Genomic DNA, 25,634 nt, shown 5'->3' on the forward strand with positions numbered 1-25,634 from the left:
TAACTACATTAGGATTTACACAAGATAGACACAGATAAATTCATCTGTGTCTATCTGTAGTTTAATTATCTTCAATTTTTCGGCTTAGGAAAGATTCTGGAAGTAAACTTCTAGCGCTTCAGTCACTAACTGAGTCATCGGCTTACCTTGACTTTCTGCTACGTCCTTCAACTTGCTATAAACCTCTTCTTTCAAGTTCACCCGATGGCGCGATTTGTTTGCACCATTGGCTGCTTGGGGTTCGTAGGTGGCACTAAATTCGCGGATGGCATCAAAACCAACGCGATCGCAAAAATCACCAAAGCTTTCCTTTGATTTCCGAGATTTCTTAAAGTAAACAAAAATCGGTTCTAGGAAGCTTTCTAAATCATTATGGTGCAGCTTTTCTGTGTAAGGTTGCGCCAATCGAGTCTGATTTGGCGAACCCCCTAACCATAATTGGTAAGATTCTGGAGCGCTACCGACAAAAGCCAATTCTGCCAAGTAAGGACGAGCGCAACCGTTAGGGCATCCTGTCATCCTTACCACAAAATGCTCTTTTTGTAAACCTAATTTATCTAATAGAGCGCGAATTTGCTCCAAAATACCTGGTATTGCCCGTTCTGATTCTGTGATTGCCAAACCGCACGTGGGCAAAGCCGGACAAGCCATTGCATACCGTACTAAAGGTTCGATTTTACTGGGGTCATCTCCAACACCGTGACGGCTGAGAATATCTTGAATGGCTTCCTTGCTATCTGGTTCGATATCGTAAAAAATCACATTGTGGTTGGATGTGAGGCGGATGGGTAAGTTAAACTGCTCGACAATTTCCCGCAAAGCAGTTTTCAGTTGAAACGAACCTTCATCCTTAATTCGACCATTGTCAATGGAAATTCCTAAAAATAGCTTGCCATCACCTTGTTCATTCCAGCCGAGGAAGTCGTGAAATTTAAACTCTGGCAGTGGTTTGGAGGCTTCGATTGGTTTGCCAAAATATTCTTCAACTTGGGTGCGGAATTTATCTACACCCCAATCGTTGATTAGATATTTTAATCTGGCATGACGACGATCGGTGCGATCGCCATAATCTCTCTGAGTAGCAACAATCGCTTTCACTACGTTATAAACGTCATCTTTCGTAACATAACCGATGGGGTCTGCTAACCTAGCGAAAGTTTCTTCTTTACCGTGTGTCCGCCCTAAGCCGCCACCAGCAAAAATATTAAATCCTTCTAATTGTTTCTTCTTATTGGTAATTACTACCAACGTCAAGTCTTGGGAATACAAATCTACCGAATTATCCCCTGGTACAGTCACGCAAATTTTGAACTTGCGAGGCATATAGTGAGTGCCATAAATCGGTTCTTCGTTGTCATGAATAATTGTGCCATTCCCATTGCGTTGTCGCGCTGCCTTCACCTCTGGGTTTTCCTCAGCACTAATTGCCTTTTCCCCATCTAGCCAAATTTCATAATAAGCGCCTGTTTGTGCTGACAACAAATCAGCAATATTCTGAGCATACTCCCAAGCATACTGATACTCTGGGCGATTCTTAAAGGGGGCTGGTGGAGCCATGACGTTGCGGTTGATGTCACCGCAAGCTCCCAAAGTCGAACCCAGATTCTTGACAATTGTGGCGATTGATGATTTTAGATTCTTCTTTAAAATACCATGCAGTTGGAAACCTTGACGGGTAGTTGCTCGTAACGTGTGGTTGCCATACTCATCAGCGATTTTATCTAAAGCCAGATACAGCTGCGGCGGTACTAAACCACCAGGATTTTTTGTCCGCAGCATAAACTGGTAATCTTTTTCCTGTCCCTTGGTGCGGTTGTCGCGGTTATCTTGCTGATAAGAACCGTGAAACTTCAAAAGCTGCACCGCATTTTCGGTAAAATGGGTAGTATCTTCAAGAATCTCAGTTGCTACAGGTTCACGCAAAAAATTACTATTTTCCTTGATTCCTTCTACTTTGGAAGGCTTACGGCTAGCGATTGGGGAAGGAGCAGATTTAACCATTAGACTTGTATAGGATTCTCAATAAAGCATTAGGTAGACACCGAATCAGCACCCTTCGGCTACTTTATCCCCGGTAATCCGGCCGGAATAATGAGGAATGATTTAATTTTACCACGGCAAAAGCCGGCTTTGTCAGTGATGTAACACTTAACAAAACCAGCCTTTGGGAGTAGTGAGTTTTTAGTGCTAAGTCCTGAGTACTTAAATAAAGTATAGAGTGACTGAGGACTCAATAATTTTTTATTTGAAGCGATAGCCAAGACCACCATTGATGGTGACAGCAGAAGCATCGCTATTTTGGTAAGCACCAAGTCCTACTTTAGCGTTAGTGTAGACGAGAAAATTGTTAGCAACTTCCGATTCAACACCAGCACCTACTACTACTGAATCTCTGTTACCTATAGGGGTTGGTGAGCCATCTTTTTCTACAAAAGAATAACCACCAGTTAAATAGGCGTTAGTTCTATTAGCGATAGGCACATCCACAGAAAGTTCTGGGATGATAGCACTTGTCTTATCACTCCAGAGAACATTACCGCGTGCAGAAAATGGCGTATTTCCTAATTTTGCGCGGCCTGTGACATTACCACCAAATGTAGCAGCATCGTTGATACCTTGTCCGCCACTCGTAACGCCAGCTGCAACACCAGCACCAATATAACTAGCGTCAGTACCCTTTTTGGTTTCAGCAGACGCTTGACCAGCTGATAGAACAAAAGGAGCAACTATTAAGGAAGACAATGCAGAAATTGTGATGAAAGACTTGAGTAAGCGTTTCATAGTTTTTACCAAAATTTGTATTTTTTACTTGTATATTCTTTGTCGAAAATCGTTTGCTAATGTTCCAAATGTTTCCCTAATTTTATTACATCCATGTTGCTATTAATGCATAAGATTGAGAGGTTAACTATCCTTGAGAATAATAACCAAGCTGTTATAATTACATTCAATGTCTTTTAATATGGGTTCTTTGTTCCAAAGATAGACGCTTTTAAAACTGGCACAATATTTGGAACTTAAACTATATCGGAATAGTGGAAATAAAATACTCGATTAACATTTTTTGCCAAGCTTTTCACAGAGGATGAAAAACTCGGCTGTAGCATCTGTTGCAACAAGCTATAGAGGGAATCTATAAAGTTAATTTTGAGCAGTTATCGTGGAGATTGAATAATGCTAACCGGTACAAAAACGTTGTCTGGTTTGATGGGTTTATGTGTCGGTGATGCGTTGGGTGTACCGGTGGAGTTTACTAGCCGTGCTGAACGAGTAAAATCTCCAGTGACAACGATGCAGGGTTATGGCACATGGAATCAACCACCAGGAACTTGGTCAGATGATAGTTCGTTAAGCTTTTGCTTGGCTGAATGCCTTTGTCGGGGGTATTCGTTGGATGCCATAGCTAGTTCCTTCTGGCGTTGGTACAAGGAGGCTTACTGGACTCCTCGGGGCGATGTCTTTGATATTGGTCAAACTACCCACACAGCAATTATGCGCCTGAAACAGGGAGTTGTTCCCCATCAGGCGGGCGGGAAGGTTGAAAATACTAATGGCAATGGTTCGTTGATGAGAATCTTGCCAATGGCTTATTGTCACCGAAACTTAACTTTAGGCGAATTACTGGCGCGGGTGCATGATGTTTCTGCGATTACCCATGCTCATCCGCGATCGCAAATGGCCTGTGGCATTTATATTAGTATTGCAGTGGCGCTCCTAGAAGGGGCTGACCCGCAAACAGCTTATTTACAAGCATTGCAAGATATCCAAACAATATATTCTGTCCGAGAATTTTTGTTAGAGAAGCCGCATTTTCGCAGAATTTTCAGTGGTGAGATTGCCAAGATACCAGTGGAAGAGATTAATTCTGGTGGCTATGTGATTGATACTTTAGAATCATCGCTGTGGTGTTTATTAAATAGCTCGTCTTATTCGGAAACGGTACTGAAAGCTGTCAACTTAGGCGGAGATGCCGATACAACCGCCGCCGTCACTGGTGGGTTAGCGGGAATTTATTATGGAGTGGAAACTATTCCCCAAAAATGGATGAACCAAATTGCCCGTAGACAAGACATTATCTACTTGGCAGAGCGTTTTACAAGGGCCGTCTACAGCTAGTTTGGAATTAGAAATTATACCAAGCGTTTTATTAACGGCTTTTCGCAAGTAAAATCAGTTGTAGAAAAGTTTTATGCTGGTTGAACAATGCTAACCGATGCAAAAACGTTGTCTGGTTTGATGGGTTTATGTGTTGGTGATGCGTTGGGTGTGCCAGTAGAATTCACCAGCCGCGCCGAACGAGTAAAATCTCCAGTCATATCGATGCTGGGTTATGGAACTTGGGATGTTCCTACTGGTACGTGGTCAGATGACAGTTCGTTGACCTTTTGTTTGGCAGAATGTCTTTGTGACGGATTTTCACTAGATGCGATTGCTGATTCCTTCTGGCGCTGGTATCACGAAAGTTACTGGACTGCTCAAGGCGAAGTATTTGATATCGGTAACACCACATTTTTAGCAATTGTCAACTGGAAACAAGGGACTCCACCCTTGGAAGCCGGTGGTAGTAGTGAAAATAGCAATGGCAATGGTTCTTTAATGAGAATCTTGCCGATGGCTTATTGTCACAAAAGTTTAACTCTGGATGAATTGATTGCGCGGGTGCATCAAGTTTCTTGCATTACTCATGCTCATCCGCGATCGCAAATGGCCTGTGGCATTTATATTAGTATTGCAGTGGCGCTCTTAGAAGGTGCTAACCCCCAAACAGCTTATCTACAAGCATTACAAGATATCCAAACAATATATTCTGTTCGAGAATTTTTGTTAGAAAAGCCGCATTTTGGTAGAATTTTCAGTGGTGAGATTGCCAAGTTACCAGTTGAAGAGATTAATTCTGGTGGCTATGTGATTGATACCTTGGAATCGTCCCTATGGTGTTTATTAAATAGCTCGTCTTATTCGGAAGCAGTGCTGAAAGCTGTCAACTTAGGCGGAGATACCGATACTACTGCTGCTGTCACTGGTGGGTTAGCGGGAATTTATTACGGGGTGGAAAATATTCCCCAAAAATGGATGAACCAAATTGCCCGTAGACAAGACATTATCTACTTGGCAGAGCGTTTTACAAGGGCTGTCTATAGTTGAAGGGACTAGAGACTGGGGACTGGGGACTGGGAACACAAGGGGAATAACCAATGCCTAATGCCCCATGCCCAATCTTAAACCGTAGACAAGGAATAGACCTGACCATCAATCAACAGTCGTGTAATGCCCTTAGCTTGGAGATGAGTCCGAGCCTTATGAAGCATTTTACTATCAGGAACTTTAATCACGCGATCGCGCTTGGTAGAAAAACGCTTGGCGACGCGATGATTATCAAACACCGGCAGAGTTCTCTGCTGGGTTTCCAGACTGGGAATTTGCCCTAAATCACCAAAGTCCTTGAGGGGTCGGGTAATTAATTCCGAGGAACGGTCAATTACCAAATAGCAAGTTTTCGGCAAATTGGCTATCGACAGAGGTAAAACTTGAACCGATGCTTCACCTGGTCTTCTTTTTGTAACTAACGGCCTTTCATCATCCAGGTCATCATCATCAAAGTCTTCTTCCTCAAAGTCGTCATCTTCTAAATCATCATCTTCTAAATCGTCCAAATCTTCTGATTCGTCTAGCAAATCATCGCCCAGCATGTGCGCGATGATAGCCGCTGCTGGATGTTCATTCTTTAGCGGTGGGATAGAGATGCTGACTATTTCCGGCGGCTTTTGCTCTGGAGTTTCTAATTTCTCTGTGACTCTGAGCTTCGGTTTTTCCGCCGCCGAGGGGCGACGGCGCACCCGTCTAGCAGCGAGAGACTCTGCCGTTTCCTCTGAGAAAAGTTCCTGCTCTACATGAATTATGCGACGTGGTAATGGCTCAACCTTTGGTATTTCTAAGGGTGGGCTTTCGATGGGTGGAACTTCTATCTCCGGCTCCGGCTCCGGTTGAGTCAGTAGAGGTAACTGCTCGTAGCTTACCTGCGCCCTCCCTTCAGGAGTTCTCGCAGCCCGCTTTAAGGAGACTAAGTATTCATACTCATCCTCTGGCAAAGTGCTTTTGAGCAGGCGACTAATTGTCGAGTTACTCACACCATAGCGTTCTGCCAAAGTTGAGGTTGTTTCGGCAGTCTCTCGATATAACTTAAGAATTTCTTGCTTGTCAGAGTCTGTTAGTTTTCTCACGGTAGATACCAAAAATCTTTACTAAGCTCGTTTACGTCCGCTGGTACGGCGCGTTCGTCTTAGTGATGCGTCATATTCTAAGACAGCGCCCATACCAAATAACACTCCACTAAATACCCAAAACACTTCTAATATCTCCCCACTTTGATAGTTGGGGCCTTGGGCGTATTTAAACCACATATCTGCAATGTAAAGCGAAAAGGCCGCAGCTGCAATCATTCGCCAAGACTGGGAAACTCTTCCCCCCCAAAAGGCTAACAGCAGAGTGGTAGCAATAATTAACAGAAAGACATCGCTAACTATGTAAAACCAATTCAAAATAGCGACTAGCAGTTCTGAGGGTCTTTCTTGCTGCATAGAAATCCACCATGCCAACAAACTACCGAATACTGCAATTGCTAACACAATTAGCCACTGCCATTTTTCCAGATTGATTCGCCTGGAAGCCACAGCTAAAATCATGCCTGCGCCAAGGAATAGATAATTCAGTACAAAAAATATATCGCCTACAGACACGTCTGGTTCATCTTTTAAAATTATTTCGGTATATCCGAAAATTATCCCCCCAACGAAATAGGAAAGCATACCTAAGCCAATCAAGAGCCAAACATTTCGCCCACTGACGATTTGTGGACTCAGCCAGTTCCTCAAGCATAAGATACTGGCACCCAAATAAGCTAAAGCTTCAAAAATATTTGTGCCAATCACATACCATTCGGCCCGGGTTTCTATGCCATCAGCTCCGGGAACTTTGGCACTAAACAACAAAAAGTATAGCAGTGCCAGTACGGCCCAGCCAATATTAGCTAAAACAATGTTCTGAGTATTGAAAATGGATTTAGAAATGGAAGAATTCTCGTAAGAGTTATTCATAGGACAAGACTTATGTAGATGCACTCTGGCAGTATTTTGATTTAAAGGACTGTATATCTAGCAGTGGATCTGCCAGGTAAAACACAATCGGACACCAAAAGCAAGTGCTAGTAGCCGAAATTTTGTTAAGAAATTTCCATACTACTGCCACAGTTTACCCAGTGGCGATTGATTTAGCCAAGTGATAAACAGCGATCGCTCGGCTTCTGGCATATCTTCTAGCTTATAAATCACTTGTTTGGTAAAATTAGCATTGCCAAAATACGCCTTTCCTAATCGATGCAGTTCTTGTAACAAGATAACTACATGATTTTCTTGCCAATCAGGTATTTTGGCTGTCGGCAAAGGATTAGTCGATACCAAATATTTAACTGCTTCTAGAGAAGATACTTGAGGAAATTGCTTCTGCTTTAAGACCTCCGCAATATCTTTTTCAAATAATGAAGCTTGCCTAGCACCTAAAAACTCTTCAATGTCGATAGAAACACCCTGCAACAGCAAAATACTGGCTTGGATTAAAATCGCCGTTTTGCCATGACCACCTGTGTCACCATCCAGCTGCTCTAAACGGATTTTACCCCAGACGCTAAAACGTTCCGGTTCCTCCAGCAAAACACAGGCTTTACCCCGGTTATCCGTTAATTCTCTCCATAAGGCTCTAGCTTCTTCTTCTTGACTAGCTTTAAAAACACTAATCAAGCGAAAAGTTTGCCCTTGATAATTAAGGATCGGCACCTGCTGATCCTTTTTTGGGTGCTGAATGCTTGATATTTCAACATCCTGCCGTTTGAGAATAAACATGGCACTAGCAAATAACTCCTCACAGGGGCACTCTTAATATGGAATATATAATGGGATTTGGCAGTATCGCCAAGGCTGAAATTACCTAGCATACTGTGGGAATCGGCCTAGCGATCGCCAGATCCTTCCCGAAGGTAGTCGCCCAGAGGAGGTTGGCGTTAACAGGCAAAGAACCCCTTGACAACTCAATATATCTAAACCAATACTCCATCTGTTTCGTTTTTAGTGTAAATTAACTAGCTAGCGACTAGCATCTTAGCCTTGCTAGCAGGAAATCTGCAATTTTCGATTGCTTCTTGGTAGGTGAAGAGGATATAATAGTTTGGATGACTCTTTTGGGAGCCATTAATTTATGTTGGGCGCGTAGCTCAGTGGATAGAGCCACGGATTTCTAATCCGTTGGTCGCAGGTTCGAACCCTGCCGCGCTCGTTTTAACTCAACATGAACCCTCAAGCACCGTGAAGTGATATGATAATTTCCACGTTTGAGGGTTTGTTATTGCTGCTACCAAAGCGATCGCGGTTTGTCTTTGACTATTGACTACTTACTAGCGACTCTTTTGGAGTATTGATCAGCGCTAGCTCAATAGTATTTTCTGATGGCTGCGTTATTTGAATTTCCAATCCAGGGCCAAAATATTTGGTCATTTTTTCCTGCTTTTTTTGCCACTCATCAATTGATATTAGCGGTGAATCAAATTCTAAAATTAGGGCATAGTTACCATTGATTTCTTTTTCTTGTAACCCTGTGACAGTTGGTCGTTCCTGGTCTGTGGGACTCAAACCTAGAAAAGAAAGTGTTGTATCTAAATGAGCATCTTGACCGTAACAATATCGGGTGATATCTTTGCGAATTTTATTTTGAGTATCAGTTGCTTGCTGTTGGCGCAATATCAATGCTGACGGTGATGTAGTTTGGGTAAAAGGAACTGGCTTGAGTTCATTAGCTTTTAGTGCCAGCCCTCCCAACAATAGAGGAATCCCGTAAAAAAATCCGACAAGATTGAGTGTGGCATTATTACCGGCATAGGCGACAAAGCCAATGATGGTTAATATACCGCCGATAGTTAAACCGAGTGTTCCCAAAGAGATTTTGCGTAGCATGAGCTTAAATTAATATAAATTCTGAATACCCTCAATACAATTTCCAAAAATCTTGGTAACAAATTAATCGGCTGTAGGGGCGTATATCTGTCATTATTGTCAACTTAAGGTAAAAGCCAGTCTCTAAGAAGCTTTTAGAGATTGTCTCCCCAAGAGTCTCTGACTAGAGAATGCCTAGCCTCTACCTGAAACAAGGTTTTAGAGGAGTTCTAGTTTAAGTTGACAAATGGACAGCAGTACGATCCTACCAACGTACTTGTAGCAGTAATTTTGTGAAAAGGTATCAGTTTTATTATCATCGGCTATGAGTAACAAATTAGGAAAGAGTATTAGCTTAAGCCACCAAGTGGGTGGTATAAATAAAAAGCCATATCCTCGGATCTATCTCTTGAGCGTTTAATGTTTAATTAGGTCAACCTAATTAAACACCCCAGAATGCTTGGTTTTAAGTTAACTTAAAACTTAAAGGTAGTTTAAAGATCGGCAAAAAATAATGGATTTACAGACTATAAAAGAACGGATTGTTGCAGTTCAAAGTAAACGCGATTACCTGTTAAGCCTACTGGAGCAACCAAATCTGGGAACTTTGAGGGTTGACGTAAATCAGGCTTTAGAAGAACTGGATGAATTAATTGATGAATTTAGACGCACCATTTCGGTAGAGTAGAAATTATCAAAAAGAGCGTCGATTTAACCCTAAACTTCAGGTTATACCGACGCTCTTCAGTACTATTGTGTCCTTAAATCCCCAGAATTGAACTAAGCCTGAGTTGGCGAAGCAACATAGCTGTATCATTTATCCTGCAACCGAACCATCTGCTGCACGCTGACCTAACTCCCTAACTAAGGCAATGAGTTCGCTTGTTGGTACATCTTTCTTGCAAACATCATCAAAGCTAGACATTGCCTTCTTCCCCTGAAAATTTACGTCTTCCACTGAGGAATAAGCAAGGATCTGGGTGTTCGGAGATATAGCTTTAATCTGACTAGACGCACTCCAGCCATCCATGACCGGCATCTGTAAATCTAGAACAATCACGTCAGGATGGCAGCGTTTAACCATTTCTATAGCTTCTTCACCATTACTGGCTAAACCTACTACTTGAATATTTTCCTGGCAAGAAAAAACTAATTGTAAGGTTAAACGAGTCAGCTCGTGGTCATCAACTACTAGAACACGCAAGGTAGAAAGCTCACGGGATAACATTAACATTGAGGGGAAAGACAAATTTATTCAGAATAACCTCTCTAGTTTATCCGAACAAGTGCCAGCACTGAATCTATCGAATGGTTGAATAACTTGCGTAAACCGATGACAAACAACTTAGATAACTTTTTAAAAAATTAAAGTTTTCAAAAAGTAACTAAGTTGAGCTAGTTGTCACGGTAGAACGTACTAGTACAACACGGCGGAAATAAACCAACCATTGGAAATGTCTAGAACCCTTACGCAATCGTAATTACGAATTACGAATTACGAATTACGAATTCCGCCTTGCGGTACTAGGTCTTTAATCAATCAGGTTTGAGGCTAGGCCAGTTGACCGTAATACCATATTCATGAGAATTTTTTGTGAATTAGCTTCTGGAGAATCATCATAAGGACGGCGTTGAATGTAGCTGCCATCGGCTTGTAATTCCCAAGCTTGGCGATTATCTGCAAGCATAATTCCCATAATTTCTTGTAAATCTTTCGCAATGTCAGGGTCTTTCACTGGGGCGATTACTTCTACTCGGCGATCTAGGTTGCGGCGCATCCAGTCGGCACTACCAATAAAGATTTCCTCCTGTGTATTGTTATGGAAATAATAAATCCGAGAGTGTTCTAAAAAGCGACCGACGATGCTAATGATGCGAATATTTTCACTAATATCTTTGAGTCCTGGACGCAAACAACAAACGCCCCTAATAATTAAGTCGATTTGCACTCCGGCGCGGGAAGCTTCATATAAAGTGGCGATAATTTCTGGATCGACTAGGGAATTCATTTTGGCAACAATGCGTCCAGAAAACCCATTTTGGACATTTTCAATTTCTCGATGAATTAGTGCTAAAAAGCGATCGCGCATATTCACTGGTGCAACCAGCAACTCTCGATAAGACTTTTGTCGGGAGTATCCTGTCAAGAAATTAAATAGATCCGTGATGTCAGCACCTAATTCTTCACGGCAACTAAATAATCCCAAATCTGTATACAATCGTGCTGTTTTGGGGTTATAGTTACCAGTGCCAATATGCACGTAGCGACGTATCCGGTCTTTTTCGCGCCGTACCACCATGACGGTTTTACTGTGGGTTTTCAGTCCCACTAAACCATAGACTACATGAACTCCAACTCTTTCTAGTCGTTTTGCCCAGTAAATATTATTTTCCTCATCAAATCGCGCCTTTAATTCCACCAACACGGATACCTGCTTGCCATTTTCGGCGGCAGCAATTAAGGCGTTGACTATGGGTGAGTCGCCAGAAGTCCGATAAAGTGTCATCTTGATAGCTAACACATCCGAGTCGTAGGCGGCATGGGTAATAAAGCGCACTACTGTTGCCGAAAAAGATTGATAGGGATGGTGTACTAGTAAATCCTTTTCTCGAATCACAGCAAAAAAGTCTTTTCCTTCGTCTGTCTCCAGTGCATCTGGATCTAAACTTGGTTCCCTCAGCCTTTGCAGGCGTAATGGTACAACAGATTGGCGTGGTGGATCTTTGAGTTCCGGCAATGGCAAGGCCATAAAAGACATCAAATCTCGCAATCCCAACAGACCGTCTACTTCGTAGAGATCGCTTTCTGTTAATTCCAAATCGTGCAATAATCGCGATCGCACTATTTCAGGAGTCTGGGATTGAATTTCTAGCCTGACTGGACTTCCACCCAATCGGCGTTTTCGCAATTCCTGTTCAATCGCTAATAGCAAATCATCTGCTTCATCTTCTTCTAATACCAAATCGTTATCACGGGTAATGCGGAACGGATGATATTCTTGAATGTTCATCCCTGGAAATAGAGATTCCAAGTTATGAGCGATCGCTTGTTCTAAAGATACTCCAGTCCAGTGGGTAGGTTTGTCATTATTTTGCTCTCCCAATTCAGGCGGAATCGGTAAAAATCGTGGTAATACGCTAGGGACTTTAACTCTGGCAAAGAATTCTTCTTCAGTGTCTGGGTTTTTAACTACCACAGCAAGATTCAGACTGAGATTAGAAATAAAAGGAAACGGATGACTAGGATCAACAGCCAAAGGGGTCAAAACTGGAAATATATGTTCCTCAAAATAGTTATTTAGATGAGTGCGCTGTTTTTGATTCAAATCTATGTAATCCAGAATATGGATGCCATGATTTGCTAATAATGGACGAAGTATTTCCTCAAAATGTTGATGCTCTTTCTTTACATGAGGAATCAGGGTAGACCTAATATCGTCTAGCTGTTGTTGTGGTGTCCGACCATCGGGAGTTAATAGGCTGACTTTCGCCTCTACTTGTTGTTTTAAACCAGCAACCCGCACCATGAAAAATTCATCTAAATTAGAGTTGAAGATTGCTAAAAACTTGAGGCGTTCGAGAAGCGGCGTGCGATCGTCACAGGCTTCATGTAACACCCTGCCATTAAATTCTAACCAGCTTAACTCTCGGTTAAGATAATATTGTGGATCGCTGAGATTGATGGGGGTAGCGCTTTTCTTAGATTTTGCCATAATGACCTAAGGGCAGGCAGATGTAGCCCATTGAATTGGGGGACAATAAACATATTAAGTTAAAGGGTGCTTGAGCAGAACGCTGAAGCAATTTTTGGTCATATTGATTCTTTACCTCCTACTGGTCAGGAATCAATATCATACTTAATCAAAAATCTATTTGTATTTAAATAACGTCAGTCAAAGACTCAAAAATAAACCTTCTCCCAAAGGGAGAGGCTAACGCCAAGGGGTTTCCCCAAATGGAGCAACTGGTGTGGGTTAGGGGCGATCTAAAAGTGCCTAAAATCACAGCAAAACACTTATTCATTCAACCTCTAAGATTTAGCAAAGATATGACATAGGCGTTTCTGACAATTGCTGACGAATTCTCAAGCGGTGTTTACATAGGCTCGTGGTGTAAGAAGCAGTCTAAAGCCTTACCTATAGTGATTTCTGGATTAGAACTTAAAATCTAGATTTTTAGTAATTATTAGAACAATTTCTGTACAGGTATTAAGTATATAGAAGCTTTTTTTTAACTCTATTTTCATGAGTTTTCCCTTGCTGTTACTCAAATAAAGGCTAAGATATCAATGTATTAGTCTTTTTTATTTAGGACTATGGAATTTTTTAAAATTTCAGTATTATTGCTGGGATATTTTTGGTAAGCAATGGTTATATTGAAAACGCAAAGGTAAACAACACGAAAGGTTCGTTAATTATGAAAATTTCTGCGATCGTTAAAGGCGGCATCTGCTTATTAGGTTTGGTTGGCGTTGGTAACATCCTAGCTGCACCAGCAAGTGCAGATCAAGCTTCTGCACGGGGTGCGGTTACAATAGTTAGAGCATCAGGTTCTTCTATCAGCGTCAGTGGTGAAGTGGTTGCAGCTCCGGGTACAGACTTTACCGGACTAGAAGTTATCGTTAATAATCCTATTGGTGAAGGTACAAACCAAGAAACTGTCGGAGGTCTCACATTAACCCCAGTTAGTGCAGCATCTTCAACCACACCTCCTACCACAATTTCAGCAGCTATTGCAGGACAGATTGCAGCACAGACTTTTACAACTGTTGAAGATTTAGCAACCCTTGTCAGAGCAGCTGGTGCTGGTGGCGGTCTAGAGTAGATTGAATTTTTGCCTAGTAAGTACTTACAAAATTTTTAACAACTCACAGAACAGTTGAATAAATTAATAGATCGTAGGGAGGAGAAATAGCAAATGCTATATCTGTTCCCTATATTTATTTTGTGGCTCAGATTCCCGACTTTTTTTAAGAAGTCGGGAATTTTGTTGTACGAGTTTTTCGTAGAGGAACATAGTTCCTCCTACCTTCTGTTACAACTCTGATACAAAGATTACATTTTTCCTTTGTGTTTTACGTAAGTTCTAGAATTATGATGCGACTCCTCATCAATCCTTTACATAGCTTTAGTGATATCAATATAAACCCTGAAACTCCTAGAAAATAATGAATCGAGCGCTTACGTAACAATACCAACCCTCAGAATGTTCATCGTTAACAAAACGCTCATATCAGGGATTCTATATTTTTATCTGACCAGAGTAATAAAAAACGATAAAGAAAGATTCCGCCTTTACTTTTGCTAGTCGAGGTTAATTTTGCATTTCCAAGCAGAATCTGGAAACAAGCTAAGGCGAAGAACATGAGGAGTTTAGAAAAAATGAATAGCTTATCCAACAAATTATCTATAATTCTTCAAGGAAGTATCTGCCTATTAGGTTTAATAAGTGTAGGAAACTTTTTAGCTACACCAGCAAATGCACAACAAGCTACTGCTCGTGGTGCTGTTACTCTTATTAGACCTTCTGGTAGTTTTCTCAGTATCAGCGGCGAGGTAACTTTACCTTCTGGCTCTTCCTTTAACGGAGGTTTAACAATTTCTCCCACCTATGGAGGTATCGCAGGTGGAAATGACGAAACCATAACTAGTCTGACTATAACTCCAGGATTAGTTCAAACTACTACACTTTCTAATCCAAGCTCATTTATTGATACAACAGCGAATTTATTAAAAAATACTACTTCTGTTGAAGATTTAACAACTATAATCCGAGCGGGCGCTGGTAATAATAGCTTAGGTGGCTTAGATTAAACAGAATTGACAAACTAAAAACCTTAGATTCCCGAATTTTTTTAAAGTTGGGGGATATTTTTTGATGCCATCAAAATCGATAACCACCTTGAAGCTGTAGGTCAAATCCATTCTCGCCTGTACCAATTTGAGTTTCTATAAACACACTATTATCTGGAAAACTATGCCTCAGAATAACTCCATAGTTGAAACCAGAAACTCGGCTGCTCAAACCTAGATTATTAATACTATAATTTTTAAAATAAATACCAGCAGAAATATTTTTGCTGACTCGATGCAAGCCTTGAAATTGAAAGAAATACTCTTTACCCATTTCTAAATTTGTCTTGAGGTTCAAACCATGACTAGTACTAAATTCTCCATTAAAAAGACCTAGTAATTCCCCATTGCTATTATTCTCAATAAAAGCGATGCCAGGAGCTAAAGAAAAACCGAAATTTCTTTCTTGATGCTGATATAAATAACTTAAATAAGTAGAAAAAGGATTATTTTTATTAGAGGCACTATTCCAATCAACTCTCAAGTATGGTACGTGAGTGTTAATAGCTACAGGTTTTTTGGCCGAATTTAGACGCACATCAGTTTTAATATAATTAAGAAGTATATTAGTGTAGAAACCTAAAGTTGGTTCTTCTATGCCTAAATTATTATTAGAAACGCCTGGTGCTGAGTTAGCATCTATATTAAACCACGTTCCTACATTGGCACTATAGTTAAAATTTCCAGAAGAGCCTGCTGCTAATAATTCAACTGTTGGCAAAGATAGATAACCGTTAAAGCTATTAAAACTAACACCTATTTTGTCAACTCTAGTGAGTTCCATATAATCAAATGCTAAATCGGCTGCTCGCACCTGTATCGGTACTATGGTCGAATCTGCTGAATTAAATTTTTCTACAAATTGTTGTCCTTGGGCGTTTGTCAAAATAACTTCGGCAGCAGAGGATTGATTAACAGGATCAATGGAAGTATCATTTAAAGGAATTGGAAGACCAATGTAAGTCAAAGGGCCAAATTTTTCATTAGAGAGCCTGAGATCGGAAAAGAATGTATTACCTTCATTTAAAATAGAAATATCTCTTTCAAGAAACTGAACTGCTCGTTTGTGATTTCCCGTTCTTATTTGCAAGATACTAGAGTTCTTAGGAGTTACTTGACTCGGAAATGTGTAAGTTCCAGATACCTGCTCTAGTCCACTAGATGCATTGGCATAAGATAAGGTGCGATTCAACCTGTTATTGATTTGTCTTCTTTGTTCAGATGTAGCAGTTGTACTTAAAGAAGTAAAATCTTCCCCATTCTTAAACTTTTCCCTAGCTTCATGTAAACCTTGTTGAATATTATCAATTTTAATAGCTTCAAAAACTTCACCTAATAGTAAACCTAATGTAGAATTTACTGATTGAATAGCATCAAGGCTAGTATCGCTGAATTTAGCTGTGAGAGATAATCCTGGGGCAGAAAAAATATTAGAATAAGTAGCCTTAGCTGCAACTGGATCGTATTGAATTAAGCTGCGATTATGAGGACGACTAACATACAGTCTGTGCCAATCTGAACTTTCTTGAGTTTGGGATAGTGTCTCAAATACAGGTTGTCTTCTCCCTAAAGATACCCACTGTAAAGAGTTAAGATAATGAAAGTCTTTCTCAGATTGAGATAGAAAAGGATTGACTGCTACATTTAACAAGTCAAAGTTATCAAATTTGCCAAGTTGAGCAACCTTAATACCTGGTAAGGAAGAAACAGGAGCATTAAAACCAAAACCTTCTCCTGTCAATATATTTCCCCAGGAGATACCAGCAGCTTCTAGGGCACTATTAGGAATAACTTCACCTATCTTGAGTTTGACATTTCCACCATCTAATAAAGGCTGTATGTTCGTCGTTGGAAAGCCTTGCAAAATTTTGGGAGCATTGGCAGCATCTAAAGCTTGAAATAATGCTTGTCCACCATCAGCACTCAAAGTAGAGCCACTACCAATAGCTAGAATAGGATTTCTTAGAACTGTGACATTAGGATTGTTTTCGTTAATTCCACTATTAATAGTAACTCTGCCGGCAGGTACGCCTTCAGGATTAACCAATTGTCCGGCTATTGAGGTTATAGAAAAATTCTGAGTATCAACTGTTCCAAATAAATTCTGAAAATCTGTAGGTATAGCGAATAGAGTTTGCAATCCCCAAAATGCCTGTTGTGAGGTAACATTTTGGGTGATATAAGTATTAGTTTCTCTTCCCTGAGACAGAATGCCAATTTGGGAGCCTTTAGTTTCAACTACTATTCTATTCTTATCAAGAACCCAGTAAAACTGGTCAGCTTTGGGAAATTTAGCATAAGTAAACTTATTAATAATCTGATTATCTCCAGAAAATTTTAAACTTATATCTGTATCTATATAATTTTCATTCTGATTTGGCTTAAATAATTCTGTGGAAAAAGTAAGATTATCTGTAGGATTAACAATCCAAGGATACTTATTGGCACTAAATGTCAGAGCATCAATAATTATTTTTTGTTGTTGTGTTTGTTGTTGTTTTTTTGAACGACGTAGCTTTTGTATTAGTATTTGTTGTGCTGGTACATTCGGTTTAGTTGTATTAGGCTTAGTCTGTTCTTCACCTTCATCAGGTGGCTTGGGAGGTTCTACTTTATACTCTTCAATTGGGATAACATCAGCTATAGTGAATTCGGATAACTGTTTAATTTTCTGCAAGTCAGAATTAGTTTCTTTTAACAGGGCTTTGCTTTCAGGACTATCTACTTTATCTGAATTTAGCAAATTATTATCATTAAGATTTTCATTATTTTCCGCGATTACCTCAATTGGGATAATATTAGCTCTAGTAAATTCGGATAACCGTTTAGTTTTCTGTAAGTCAGAATTAGTATCTTTTAACAGGGCTTTGCTTTCAGAACTATCTCCTTTATCTGAATTTAGCAAATTATTATCATTAAGATTTTCATTATTTTCCGCGATTAAATCAATTGGGATAACATCAGCTATAGTAAATTCGGATAACTGTTTGGTTTTCTGCAAGTCAGAATTAGTATCTTTTAACAGAGCTTTGCTTTCAGGACTATCTACTTTATCTGAATTTAGCAAGCTCCGATCGCTAAGATTTGCATCATTTTCTGCGATTAGCTCAATGGGAATTAATTTTGAAAGTTGTCGATCTTTCTGTAAGTTAGAGTTCTCATTTTTTAAAGCTTGTATTAATATAGTTTTATTTTTTGAAGTGTCTAGATTCTCCGATTTTGATAACCTGTTATCACTAGTAATCTTATTTTCTATATTCAAAATTATATTGTTACGACCGTGAAATTCTAAGGCGATCGCAGAAAATTGAACTAGGATAACTTTGAACAGAATTGTTGAAGATAGAAAGCACGTTACAATTAATTGTAAATTTTTTTTGAATCTCATTAGTGAGATTCTTACAATTTGGTGATCCGAGATTTTACAGGTTTCCACAATAGAAAGATACTGTTTGGTAGAGTGGATTCAAGAATAAAAAGCATAATCAATTCAAAATAGCGATCGCCAACTACTATTTTCACTGCAAAAATAAACTGTTGAAGCTCAAAAAACATTCATTAGTTTGTTTAAAAAAATGATTTTTCGTTGCTTCCTTTAGACAAAATCAAAAATTATTTTTGTTAAAACCATATAAGAAGATAAGCTTGAAGTAAGTATTTTTGGTATTGAGTCTAAGTTCTAAGTGTGTATAGACTTTGGATTGCAACCTCTCTATGAAAGATTTCGAGCTTAACTTAAAGGAATTGCGATATAGATAGCCAAAGAAAATCGATTTTTATCCGGGTTGTAAAGAATTAAATAGGATTAAGCAGATTTACTGCAACAAGAGTGTAATTCTTGAGCAAAAATTAAACCTCAGCAAAACCACGAGAGCTAAAAAAGTGAGATGCTATTTAGCCGTATAAACACGTAATGTAAAGATATTCAATCAAACAAGTGGGTGAAAAAATATGTTTCAGGCTACTCGCCGCCGTCTTGCAATTTGGTACACTGCTGTCACTGCGGTATTACTATTAATATTTGCTAGTGGTGTTTATTTATATGTCCGCAGTACGTTGATTGAGCGAATTGATGATACCCTCAACCATGTAGTAGAAATAGTGGAGCGTTGTCTCACAACAAGTCGTTGTGCATCTACACTCATATTTGAGCCAATTAATGCTGATGTAGATAAATTTCGCATTAATTTAGAAGCCAGTTTTCGTGAAAATGCTGACACCGTAGAAGATGACCACATCGACCTAGAATGGTTTAGTCCGTCTGGTGAATTACTGTGGTCAACACTATCCGAACCGCTAAATATTCCCATTCGTGCCAACCGCACTGGTGAAACTGTGCGCGTAGTTAAGGGAGAGAGTGAAAATTCCAAATTCCTAACTCCTCACTCTTCCCTCCTCACTCAAAATTCACCACTCTTATTACGACAAATCACCCAACGCGTAGAAGTGGGGCGGCAGGTAGTAGGATATCTGCGTGTTAGTCATCCCTGGTTTGAAGTCACTAAACCCAGTCGTGAGTTAATTTTTGATTTGGCACTAGGTATTGGGTTAATGGTGGCTTCCGTAGGTGCAAGTGGCTGGTTTCTTTCGGGTAAAGCAATGGAACCGGTAGGTGAATCTTATCAACGCCTCAAACAATTCACTGCTGATGCTTCTCACGAACTTAGAAGTCCCATTACTTTGATTCAAACAAATGTGCAAGTCGCCCTTGCTGACTTGGATTTAGCAGAGGTGGAAGCGACTACTTCTATGCAGTATCGGCAACAATTAAAGGTGGTGGAACGGTTAACGCAGCGTTTGGGTAAGTTAGTCAATGACTTACTATTCTTAGCACGACAGGATAGTGGGATTAGCAAAGATATCTTTTCACCTTGTCCTCTGGATGCTTTGTTGATGGAGGTGGTTGAAGAACAACAATTGTTAGTTCCCGAAAAAGAAATCACTCTTTCTCTAGACTTAATCGATCCTCCTGCTTCCGAAACTAGCCCCAAATTACTGGAAAATTGGTTTACCCTTGTGGGCAATTGGGATCAACTGGTGCGGCTGTTCACAAATTTAATTGCTAATGCCTTATATTACACTCCAGTCGGTGGATGGGTAAAAGTGGAATTGGTGCGGATAGAAGGAATAAATCGCGTTTCTGGACTGCGTTATAGCAGTGCCCAGTTGCAAGTTAAAGTGAGTGATAGCGGAGTTGGAATCCCCATAGAAGCCCTACCACGCTTGTTTGACCGCTTTTATCGTGTAGATCCGGCACGGACTCATACAACTGGGAATACAGCTACAACTAATGCTACTAGTTCAGGATTAGGATTAGCGATCGCTCAAGCTATTGTCGAACATCATCAGGGTCATATTCAAGTTGAAAGTACCCAAGGCATTGGCACCACGTTTACTGTCACTTTACCAATAACTCTTGAGTCTTAATTTGGCAATAAGTTTTTGTTTCCTGCGATCCATGTAGAAAAGCAAATAAATTTCATCCTTTATGAATTATTTTAAATTCAATCACTCATTAGACTTTTTACTTGTTTTTATGACCGATCGCTAATAGTTTAGCTTTTTCAGCCTTGTGGATGAAATAGTTATGTCTAATTTGAGATTATTATCTAGTCTCTAGTTAGATACAAAAAATGCCCGCCATTGATATTATCTTGGATGTACAGTGACAGATTAAATCTAATTAAATCTGCTGTTTGAAGTTTTTAAAAGAAGATTATTAGTTGGATATTTTTTCAGGAGTCAAGAATGAATAATGAGTCTCAAAAGTTTCGTAAGTCTGCTGAGTTACTTGGCGCTATTTGTGGGGGATTACTGATTAGTCTGCCAGCTATTCCTCACGCATTAGCACAACAATCTACCCCTAACCTTAATCCAAGTCCCAGTATCTTTAGCGAATCACCCTATAACCGCTCCCAGACTCCCGTAACACCAGGACCAAGTGCTAGACCACCACGCCCAGTTCCTGGCGATAAAATTCAACAGCCCTCACCAGGAGGAGTTTCCAGCGACCAACCACAACTACTACAACCACGGCAAACCCCCAGCGCAACGATCGCACTGACTAATGGTACAGTTAATATCAAGTTGGTGAATGACACTGCGGCTAATGTAACTTTCCAAGTGATTGGCGATACAGCACCGCGATCGCTACAAGGTAAGTCAAATGTAATATTGCAAGGTCTAAAAGCACCAGTAACGGTGACATTTGAACGAGAAGATCGCGGACAATTGCTAGTGACTCCACAAGCTTCTTCAGAGCCAGGAAGTTTGGAAGTTAGATTTAACGAAGCCACAAATGCAGCCCAGGGCAGAAGTGCGATGAGAATTGAACGGAACGGTTCAGTATTTTTGAATTAATCAAATTAGTACGAAAGTAGGATAAATTTATGAATTTCCCCTACTTTCGTTGAAGCATTTGAGTTAACTGATCCCGCAATTGCACTTCTTGTTCGCTGTCTTCTAATGTCCGCGCCAGTATAATCGCCCTTTCGTAAAAATTACGAGCAGTGAGGTAATTACCTTGTTGCTTATATACCTGAGCGTAAGACTCAAAAGATTTTAATTCTTCTCGCAAATTTTGCAATTCTTTAGCGAGTGCTAAACGTTGCTCTAGTAAATCAAAGGCTCTTTCGTAGCGTCCGACAGCAGTGTGAGCTTTAACTAAACCGTCAATTGCTCGTAATTCATTAGTGCGATCGCGGCTAGTTTTAGCTGTTTGCATTGCTTCGCCATAGGTAGCAATGGTATCCTGATAATTTCCAGATGCTAGGTAAGCATCACCTAAATTATTCAGGGTATTTGCTTCACCGATGGCATCGCCCGTTTGACGGCGGAAAAGTAAAGCATTTTCATACAATTTAATCGCCTTGTTATAATCTCCCAACCTGGCAGTTACTAAACCCAAATTACTCAGAGATAGTCCTTCGCCTTCAATGTTTTTGACACCACGAGCAATTGCGAGTGCATCTTCGAGTATTTTACCAGCAGCAGCAGATTCTCCTTGTTGCAGGAGAAATGTACCGATATTATTTAGCACAAAAATCTGAGTTTGGAAGTCTTTAGTATCACGAGCGATCGCTAATCCTCGTCGTAAAGCATCTTCTGCCTCTTTTGAACTACCAAGCTGAATATAAGCCTTGGCAAGCAAATTGTAAGTCAAACCTTGTGCTTTCAGGTCGCCAATTGAGTGATATAGTTCTAGTGCTTGCAAGCAAGACGCAATTGTTTTATCGGCATACCCTGAAGCATATTGTTGTTTGCCGATAGTCAGCAAGCTGTCTGCTTCATCTCTGGATTGTCGCCCAACGGAACTATTTAAAGGACGGTGGAGTTGTTGCGTAATATCAGCCGCACCCGCAGCTATGGGACTCAGCAAAAAAGTAAACAGTAAAAAACTGTATAAAAGTACCTGGGGACGAGAAATCATACCTACGCAAACTAATTGCCTGGGAAATACAAGCCGTTGTTTCATAAAAATTACCCCTAAAGTTGCGGGTTTAAGTAGAATGTCTAAGAAGAAGTTTTAAGTTTATAAATTGAAGACAAAGAATATACGCATTTACACTTAAGTTAAGATTGGGTGAAATCTTCCCCAAAGTATATGGCGCGGATATCTGCGGGTAATTTGTCCTCTAGCATACGATAGCCTTCCTGGAGAGAATTGGCTACTTCGTTGGGAGCGATCGCTTCTCCTTCAGCTTGCAGATAGGCAGCGATTCTCGTTTCACTCCAATGGAAAGTTTGAGCCATTAACACGATTAATCGTAAAACACCTGGTAGTTGGTCTAATGCTTGTTGTACATAGCACCATAGTGGCGGCGAAGTCGCTTGCAGAGAATAATGAATTGCTTCTGTGGGTGGTAGCTTAATCTCGTTAATACAGAAAGCTGTCATATTAATTAACCAATTTTGCATGGTTAAGGCTGGCTCTCCTGATTCAGAGGTGGTTAAATTTAGTCCACCGAGTTCGTAATAAATATGCCGCCAGGTGAGGGCAAACAGATAATCTGCCTGCACAGGCGATCGCGCCGAATGCCGAATTAAGGTATACACTATGGGGCTATAGCGGCAAAAAATCACCGTAAAATACTTGCCGGCATCTGGATGGCGCTGAAACAGAGTCAGTAGTTCATGGTCAGTGTGATGAAATAGCGACTTTACCAGAGGATGATTAGCTTCAGGAAAATGAGGAATTTGCACAATTCTTTGAGTTGATAGTTGTTAAAATAGTTATGGGAATTGCACTCCCGTAGTTAATCGCATAATATCTTGGTGTTGCCCAGTTTGTAGCCCAGACTCAGACTACTTGAGTTATTGATAAACTAGAAACAAGGACTTAATTTTAGTCTTAATCCACAATAATAAAATCGATTCCCCTATAGAATCCTTATTTGTTCATGGTTATAGCAGTTAGTGTGATGTCGTTCCTGCTCAGTCCCCTTACCTTTGCTTCCTTTCTCCCTTCCCTCCCCTTAGATAGCCTGTTTTCTACCCAAGGCATTATGGTAATGCTGCTAGCAGCTTACGCTGGTGCAATGTGGATGTTCCTCACCAGTGCCCCAAAAGTACACACTGTAATGGTGTCAGATTTGGAGATTGCCCGACAGTTGTATGAAGGGCTGCTAGATTTGCCAGCAGCTGAGGTGCCTTTGCACTATTACTACAACTACGAACAAACTATAGGCGCAACTGGGATCGATCCGCTATACATGTCTACTGGGCCGAGTTTGTCAACCAAAATGATGAGTAATGCCACTGAAGGGTTGTGGTATCAATTGAAGAAAAACACCCAGTTACACGTTATTACTGGTGCGAGTTTAGGTAGCAAGAATCAACAACGCCACGTTTGTTTTGATCGCGACTGTCTGGAAATGATTTTAATGCGAGTCGAAACGCGCGGTTTGAAATTAAAGATTCGTAACCAAAAGCCCCTGAACTTTTTAGTCAAAGACTATGAGGGGCGAGTGATTGAGGTGGCTGAGGTAGCGAATTAGTCATTAAATTTTAGATGATTTTATATTGTGTGGTGCGTAGCTTGCCGTTGTAGGCATCGCGCCACACAATATTTTTTTAAGTAGCTAGTACCGCAAGGCGGAATTCGGAATTCGGAATTCGGAATTCCGATTGCGTAAGGGTTCTAGACATTTCCAATGGTTGGTTTATTTCCGCCGTGTTGTACTAGTGTCAAAATATCTCAAAAAAAGCATCATCTAATTCATAACCCAGCATTTGGGCCATGGACTTCAGCCTGGAGAGGCTAGGGATATCTTGCTGTTTGAGCCAATCACCTAAAATAAAGATTTTGTGCATCAAAAATATTTCTAAGGCTTCAGGATTGTACTGGATGCCATCTTGAGAACTGAACTGATGTGGTACTAGCATGGCGGCATAACGAGCAAATTCTCCAGCTTTCCAATCTAGTAAAAATGCTAACCAGGGGTATTTGGCATCTAGGCGCACAAACCACAGGCGCACCTCTGGAATTTCTGAGAGTTCCCGTGGATCGCCAGGTTCGAGATCGTAATTGATATCAAAGCGTAGCTGTTGTTCGTGGGATGCAACCCCATCTTGCAGCCATTGTTCAATCACCGGTGAGGCAGGCGATAGATCGAGATTGTTAATGAAGTCATTATTGAGTGCGATCGCAATTGTCTTTGACTCAGCAGCCACTTTCTTTTTGCTCAACTGTAGGATCGAGAATCTACAGTAGCAGCTTTCAGGGATTGACGCTACATTGACCTTGAGAAATTAATTGGTATTTACTAATACTTTTTTGCTGATAATTTGGTCAACCTATCCAAGCTTTAGAAACAAATTTTACCTTCTCAAATTTATTTGATACTTTTACTTAGTTTTTGCTGGTTATCATAAATATGTATATAGCTGCTAGCTTTGAGATGAGCCGCTAGCGATGCCTGTGGCGGGCTACGCCTACGCCACTCACGGACATCAAATTTTTATTCAGTTAAATGTTACTTTCGTAATTGCAATAAATACTCACATTTCACTAAGCAATTACTACACAATTTACATAGTATTCCATTAGCATCAGCCGACTTGGGAAAGGCAATACCTGCCCCAAGGTGGACATTTACAGCAATTTTAAGTTAAAGTTGTAATGAGTTTGTTTTAGATTAAGGTCTGACAAAGTAGCCATCAACAAGCAAAAAATAGAGCATTATTTATCGCCACCTGTTACTTTCCCAGCATCACAAGCCAAAACACAAGTACAGGTAGAACAATGGTGTGCAATATTATTGCATATATTAAATAAACAATAAAAATTGAAGTGGGAAAATTCCCTCAACAGTTAACAAGCTGTAATATGCAAAAACAAAAAATTTCTACAAAACCAATTCGTTCTCTAGAAGATGCGCTAGATAGGTGTCAAATCCTGGGTATGCGCGTCAGTCGTCAGCGTCGCTTTATTCTAGAATTACTTTGGCAAGCAAATGAACATCTTTCTGCTAGAGAGATTTACGATCGCTTGAACCAAGAAGGTAAAGAGATCGGCCATACCTCTGTTTATCAAAATCTAGAAGCATTATCCAGTCAAGGCATCATTGAATGTATTGAACGCTGTGATGGACGTTTGTACGGCAATATCAGTGACTCTCACAGTCATATTAACTGTGTGGATACAAATCAAATTCTTGATGTTCATGTAGAACTTCCAGAAGATTTGATCCGCAAAATTGAAGAAGAAACAGGAGTGCGGATTACTGAATACAGTATTAACTTTTTTGGCTACCGTAAGCCGCAAGAAGGCTAGGGATTGGGGATTGGGGGAGTAGGGGTAAAT

At 40.3% G+C, this 25,634-nt stretch carries 22 protein-coding genes and 1 tRNA gene; 10 read left to right on the plus strand and 13 right to left on the minus strand.

All coding sequences use genetic code 11. The features are described 5' to 3' along the window. Window positions 1-84 precede the first annotated feature (84 nt). Together sir and CDG77_RS10835 are read right to left on the minus strand one after the other, a co-directional pair. Window positions 85-2,001, minus strand: coding sequence for a sulfite reductase, ferredoxin dependent (gene sir / locus CDG77_RS10830; protein WP_094329386.1), 1,917 nt, complete (start codon window positions 1,999-2,001; stop codon window positions 85-87). A gap of 240 nt (window positions 2,002-2,241) precedes the next feature. Continuing rightward, window positions 2,242-2,781 (minus strand): outer membrane beta-barrel protein, encoded by a 540-nt coding sequence (locus CDG77_RS10835; RefSeq protein WP_094329387.1) that lies wholly within the window; start codon window positions 2,779-2,781, stop codon window positions 2,242-2,244. A gap of 393 nt (window positions 2,782-3,174) precedes the next feature. On the opposite strand from CDG77_RS10835, the gene CDG77_RS10840 reads away from it, so the two are divergent. Then, the gene (locus tag CDG77_RS10840) at window positions 3,175-4,116 is read left to right on the plus strand and encodes an ADP-ribosylglycohydrolase family protein (protein ID WP_094329388.1); all 942 of its coding nucleotides are present in this window, start codon (window positions 3,175-3,177) and stop codon (window positions 4,114-4,116) included. 87 nt (window positions 4,117-4,203) lie between these two features. After that, a complete protein-coding gene (locus tag CDG77_RS10845; protein ID WP_094329389.1) occupies window positions 4,204-5,145 on the plus strand; it encodes an ADP-ribosylglycohydrolase family protein in 942 nt (313 codons plus the stop codon). A 74-nt stretch (window positions 5,146-5,219) separates the two neighbouring features. Here CDG77_RS10845 and CDG77_RS10850 read toward each other — a convergent pair whose 3' ends face one another. The 4 genes from CDG77_RS10850 to CDG77_RS38485 form a co-directional block, all read right to left on the minus strand. Further along, a complete protein-coding gene (locus CDG77_RS10850) occupies window positions 5,220-6,221 on the minus strand; it encodes a transposase (RefSeq protein ID WP_094329390.1) in 1,002 nt (333 codons plus the stop codon). Between the two features lie 21 nt (window positions 6,222-6,242). Then, window positions 6,243-7,094, minus strand: a complete 852-nt coding sequence (locus CDG77_RS10855) for a hypothetical protein (RefSeq protein WP_094329391.1) — start codon at window positions 7,092-7,094, stop codon at window positions 6,243-6,245. Window positions 7,095-7,235: 141 nt separating this feature from the next. After that, complete coding sequence (locus tag CDG77_RS10860) at window positions 7,236-7,895, minus strand: Npun_F0813 family protein (protein WP_094329392.1); 660 nt, start codon at window positions 7,893-7,895, stop codon at window positions 7,236-7,238. Window positions 7,896-7,980: 85 nt separating this feature from the next. Continuing rightward, window positions 7,981-8,106, minus strand: a complete 126-nt coding sequence (locus CDG77_RS38485; RefSeq protein WP_262985148.1) for a hypothetical protein — start codon at window positions 8,104-8,106, stop codon at window positions 7,981-7,983. A gap of 146 nt (window positions 8,107-8,252) precedes the next feature. On the opposite strand from CDG77_RS38485, the gene CDG77_RS10865 reads away from it, so the two are divergent. Next, a tRNA-Arg gene (locus CDG77_RS10865) sits at window positions 8,253-8,325 on the plus strand. Window positions 8,326-8,429: 104 nt separating this feature from the next. Here the strand turns inward: CDG77_RS10865 and CDG77_RS10870 are convergent. Continuing rightward, window positions 8,430-8,999 (minus strand): DUF2854 domain-containing protein, encoded by a 570-nt coding sequence (locus CDG77_RS10870; RefSeq protein ID WP_094329393.1) that lies wholly within the window; start codon window positions 8,997-8,999, stop codon window positions 8,430-8,432. 493 nt (window positions 9,000-9,492) lie between these two features. On the opposite strand from CDG77_RS10870, the gene CDG77_RS36420 reads away from it, so the two are divergent. After that, on the plus strand, window positions 9,493-9,666 hold the full coding sequence (locus CDG77_RS36420) for a hypothetical protein (protein WP_094329394.1): 174 nt from the start codon (window positions 9,493-9,495) through the stop codon (window positions 9,664-9,666). Between the two features lie 129 nt (window positions 9,667-9,795). On the opposite strand, the gene CDG77_RS10880 is transcribed toward CDG77_RS36420, so the two are convergent. Both CDG77_RS10880 and ppk1 read right to left on the minus strand, forming a co-directional pair. Beyond that, the gene (locus CDG77_RS10880; RefSeq protein ID WP_094329395.1) at window positions 9,796-10,212 is read right to left on the minus strand and encodes a response regulator; all 417 of its coding nucleotides are present in this window, start codon (window positions 10,210-10,212) and stop codon (window positions 9,796-9,798) included. Between the two features lie 298 nt (window positions 10,213-10,510). After that, window positions 10,511-12,691 (minus strand): polyphosphate kinase 1, encoded by a 2,181-nt coding sequence (ppk1, locus tag CDG77_RS10885; RefSeq protein ID WP_094329396.1) that lies wholly within the window; start codon window positions 12,689-12,691, stop codon window positions 10,511-10,513. A gap of 703 nt (window positions 12,692-13,394) precedes the next feature. Here ppk1 and CDG77_RS10890 point away from each other — a divergent pair. Beyond that, entirely contained in the window at window positions 13,395-13,802 is a 408-nt protein-coding gene (locus tag CDG77_RS10890) for a hypothetical protein (RefSeq protein ID WP_094329397.1), read from the plus strand. A 557-nt stretch (window positions 13,803-14,359) separates the two neighbouring features. Next, window positions 14,360-14,791, plus strand: coding sequence for a hypothetical protein (locus CDG77_RS10895; protein WP_094329405.1), 432 nt, complete (start codon window positions 14,360-14,362; stop codon window positions 14,789-14,791). Window positions 14,792-14,861: 70 nt separating this feature from the next. Here CDG77_RS10895 and CDG77_RS10900 read toward each other — a convergent pair whose 3' ends face one another. After that, window positions 14,862-18,092 (minus strand): hypothetical protein, encoded by a 3,231-nt coding sequence (locus CDG77_RS10900; RefSeq protein WP_190233951.1) that lies wholly within the window; start codon window positions 18,090-18,092, stop codon window positions 14,862-14,864. A gap of 689 nt (window positions 18,093-18,781) precedes the next feature. Between CDG77_RS10900 and CDG77_RS10905 the strand changes: the two genes are divergently transcribed. Beyond that, the gene (locus CDG77_RS10905; protein ID WP_094329398.1) at window positions 18,782-20,257 is read left to right on the plus strand and encodes a sensor histidine kinase; all 1,476 of its coding nucleotides are present in this window, start codon (window positions 18,782-18,784) and stop codon (window positions 20,255-20,257) included. A gap of 321 nt (window positions 20,258-20,578) precedes the next feature. Then, a complete protein-coding gene (locus CDG77_RS10910; protein ID WP_094329399.1) occupies window positions 20,579-21,190 on the plus strand; it encodes a hypothetical protein in 612 nt (203 codons plus the stop codon). Window positions 21,191-21,230: 40 nt separating this feature from the next. On the opposite strand, the gene CDG77_RS10915 is transcribed toward CDG77_RS10910, so the two are convergent. Further along, complete coding sequence (locus CDG77_RS10915) at window positions 21,231-22,259, minus strand: tetratricopeptide repeat protein (RefSeq protein ID WP_094329406.1); 1,029 nt, start codon at window positions 22,257-22,259, stop codon at window positions 21,231-21,233. 143 nt (window positions 22,260-22,402) lie between these two features. Next, the gene (locus CDG77_RS10920; protein WP_094329400.1) at window positions 22,403-23,032 is read right to left on the minus strand and encodes an RNA polymerase subunit sigma-70; all 630 of its coding nucleotides are present in this window, start codon (window positions 23,030-23,032) and stop codon (window positions 22,403-22,405) included. Between the two features lie 197 nt (window positions 23,033-23,229). On the opposite strand from CDG77_RS10920, the gene CDG77_RS10925 reads away from it, so the two are divergent. Next, on the plus strand, window positions 23,230-23,826 hold the full coding sequence (locus tag CDG77_RS10925) for a glyoxalase-like domain protein (protein ID WP_094329401.1): 597 nt from the start codon (window positions 23,230-23,232) through the stop codon (window positions 23,824-23,826). A 190-nt stretch (window positions 23,827-24,016) separates the two neighbouring features. Here CDG77_RS10925 and CDG77_RS10930 read toward each other — a convergent pair whose 3' ends face one another. Beyond that, complete coding sequence (locus CDG77_RS10930; protein WP_094329402.1) at window positions 24,017-24,502, minus strand: CRR6 family NdhI maturation factor; 486 nt, start codon at window positions 24,500-24,502, stop codon at window positions 24,017-24,019. Between the two features lie 655 nt (window positions 24,503-25,157). On the opposite strand from CDG77_RS10930, the gene CDG77_RS10935 reads away from it, so the two are divergent. Beyond that, window positions 25,158-25,604, plus strand: a complete 447-nt coding sequence (locus tag CDG77_RS10935) for a Fur family transcriptional regulator (protein ID WP_094329403.1) — start codon at window positions 25,158-25,160, stop codon at window positions 25,602-25,604. The last annotated feature ends 30 nt before the right edge of the window (window positions 25,605-25,634 follow it).

It is taken from the genome of Nostoc sp. 'Peltigera membranacea cyanobiont' 213, from assembly GCF_002245975.1.
Taxonomy (GTDB): domain Bacteria; phylum Cyanobacteriota; class Cyanobacteriia; order Cyanobacteriales; family Nostocaceae; genus Nostoc.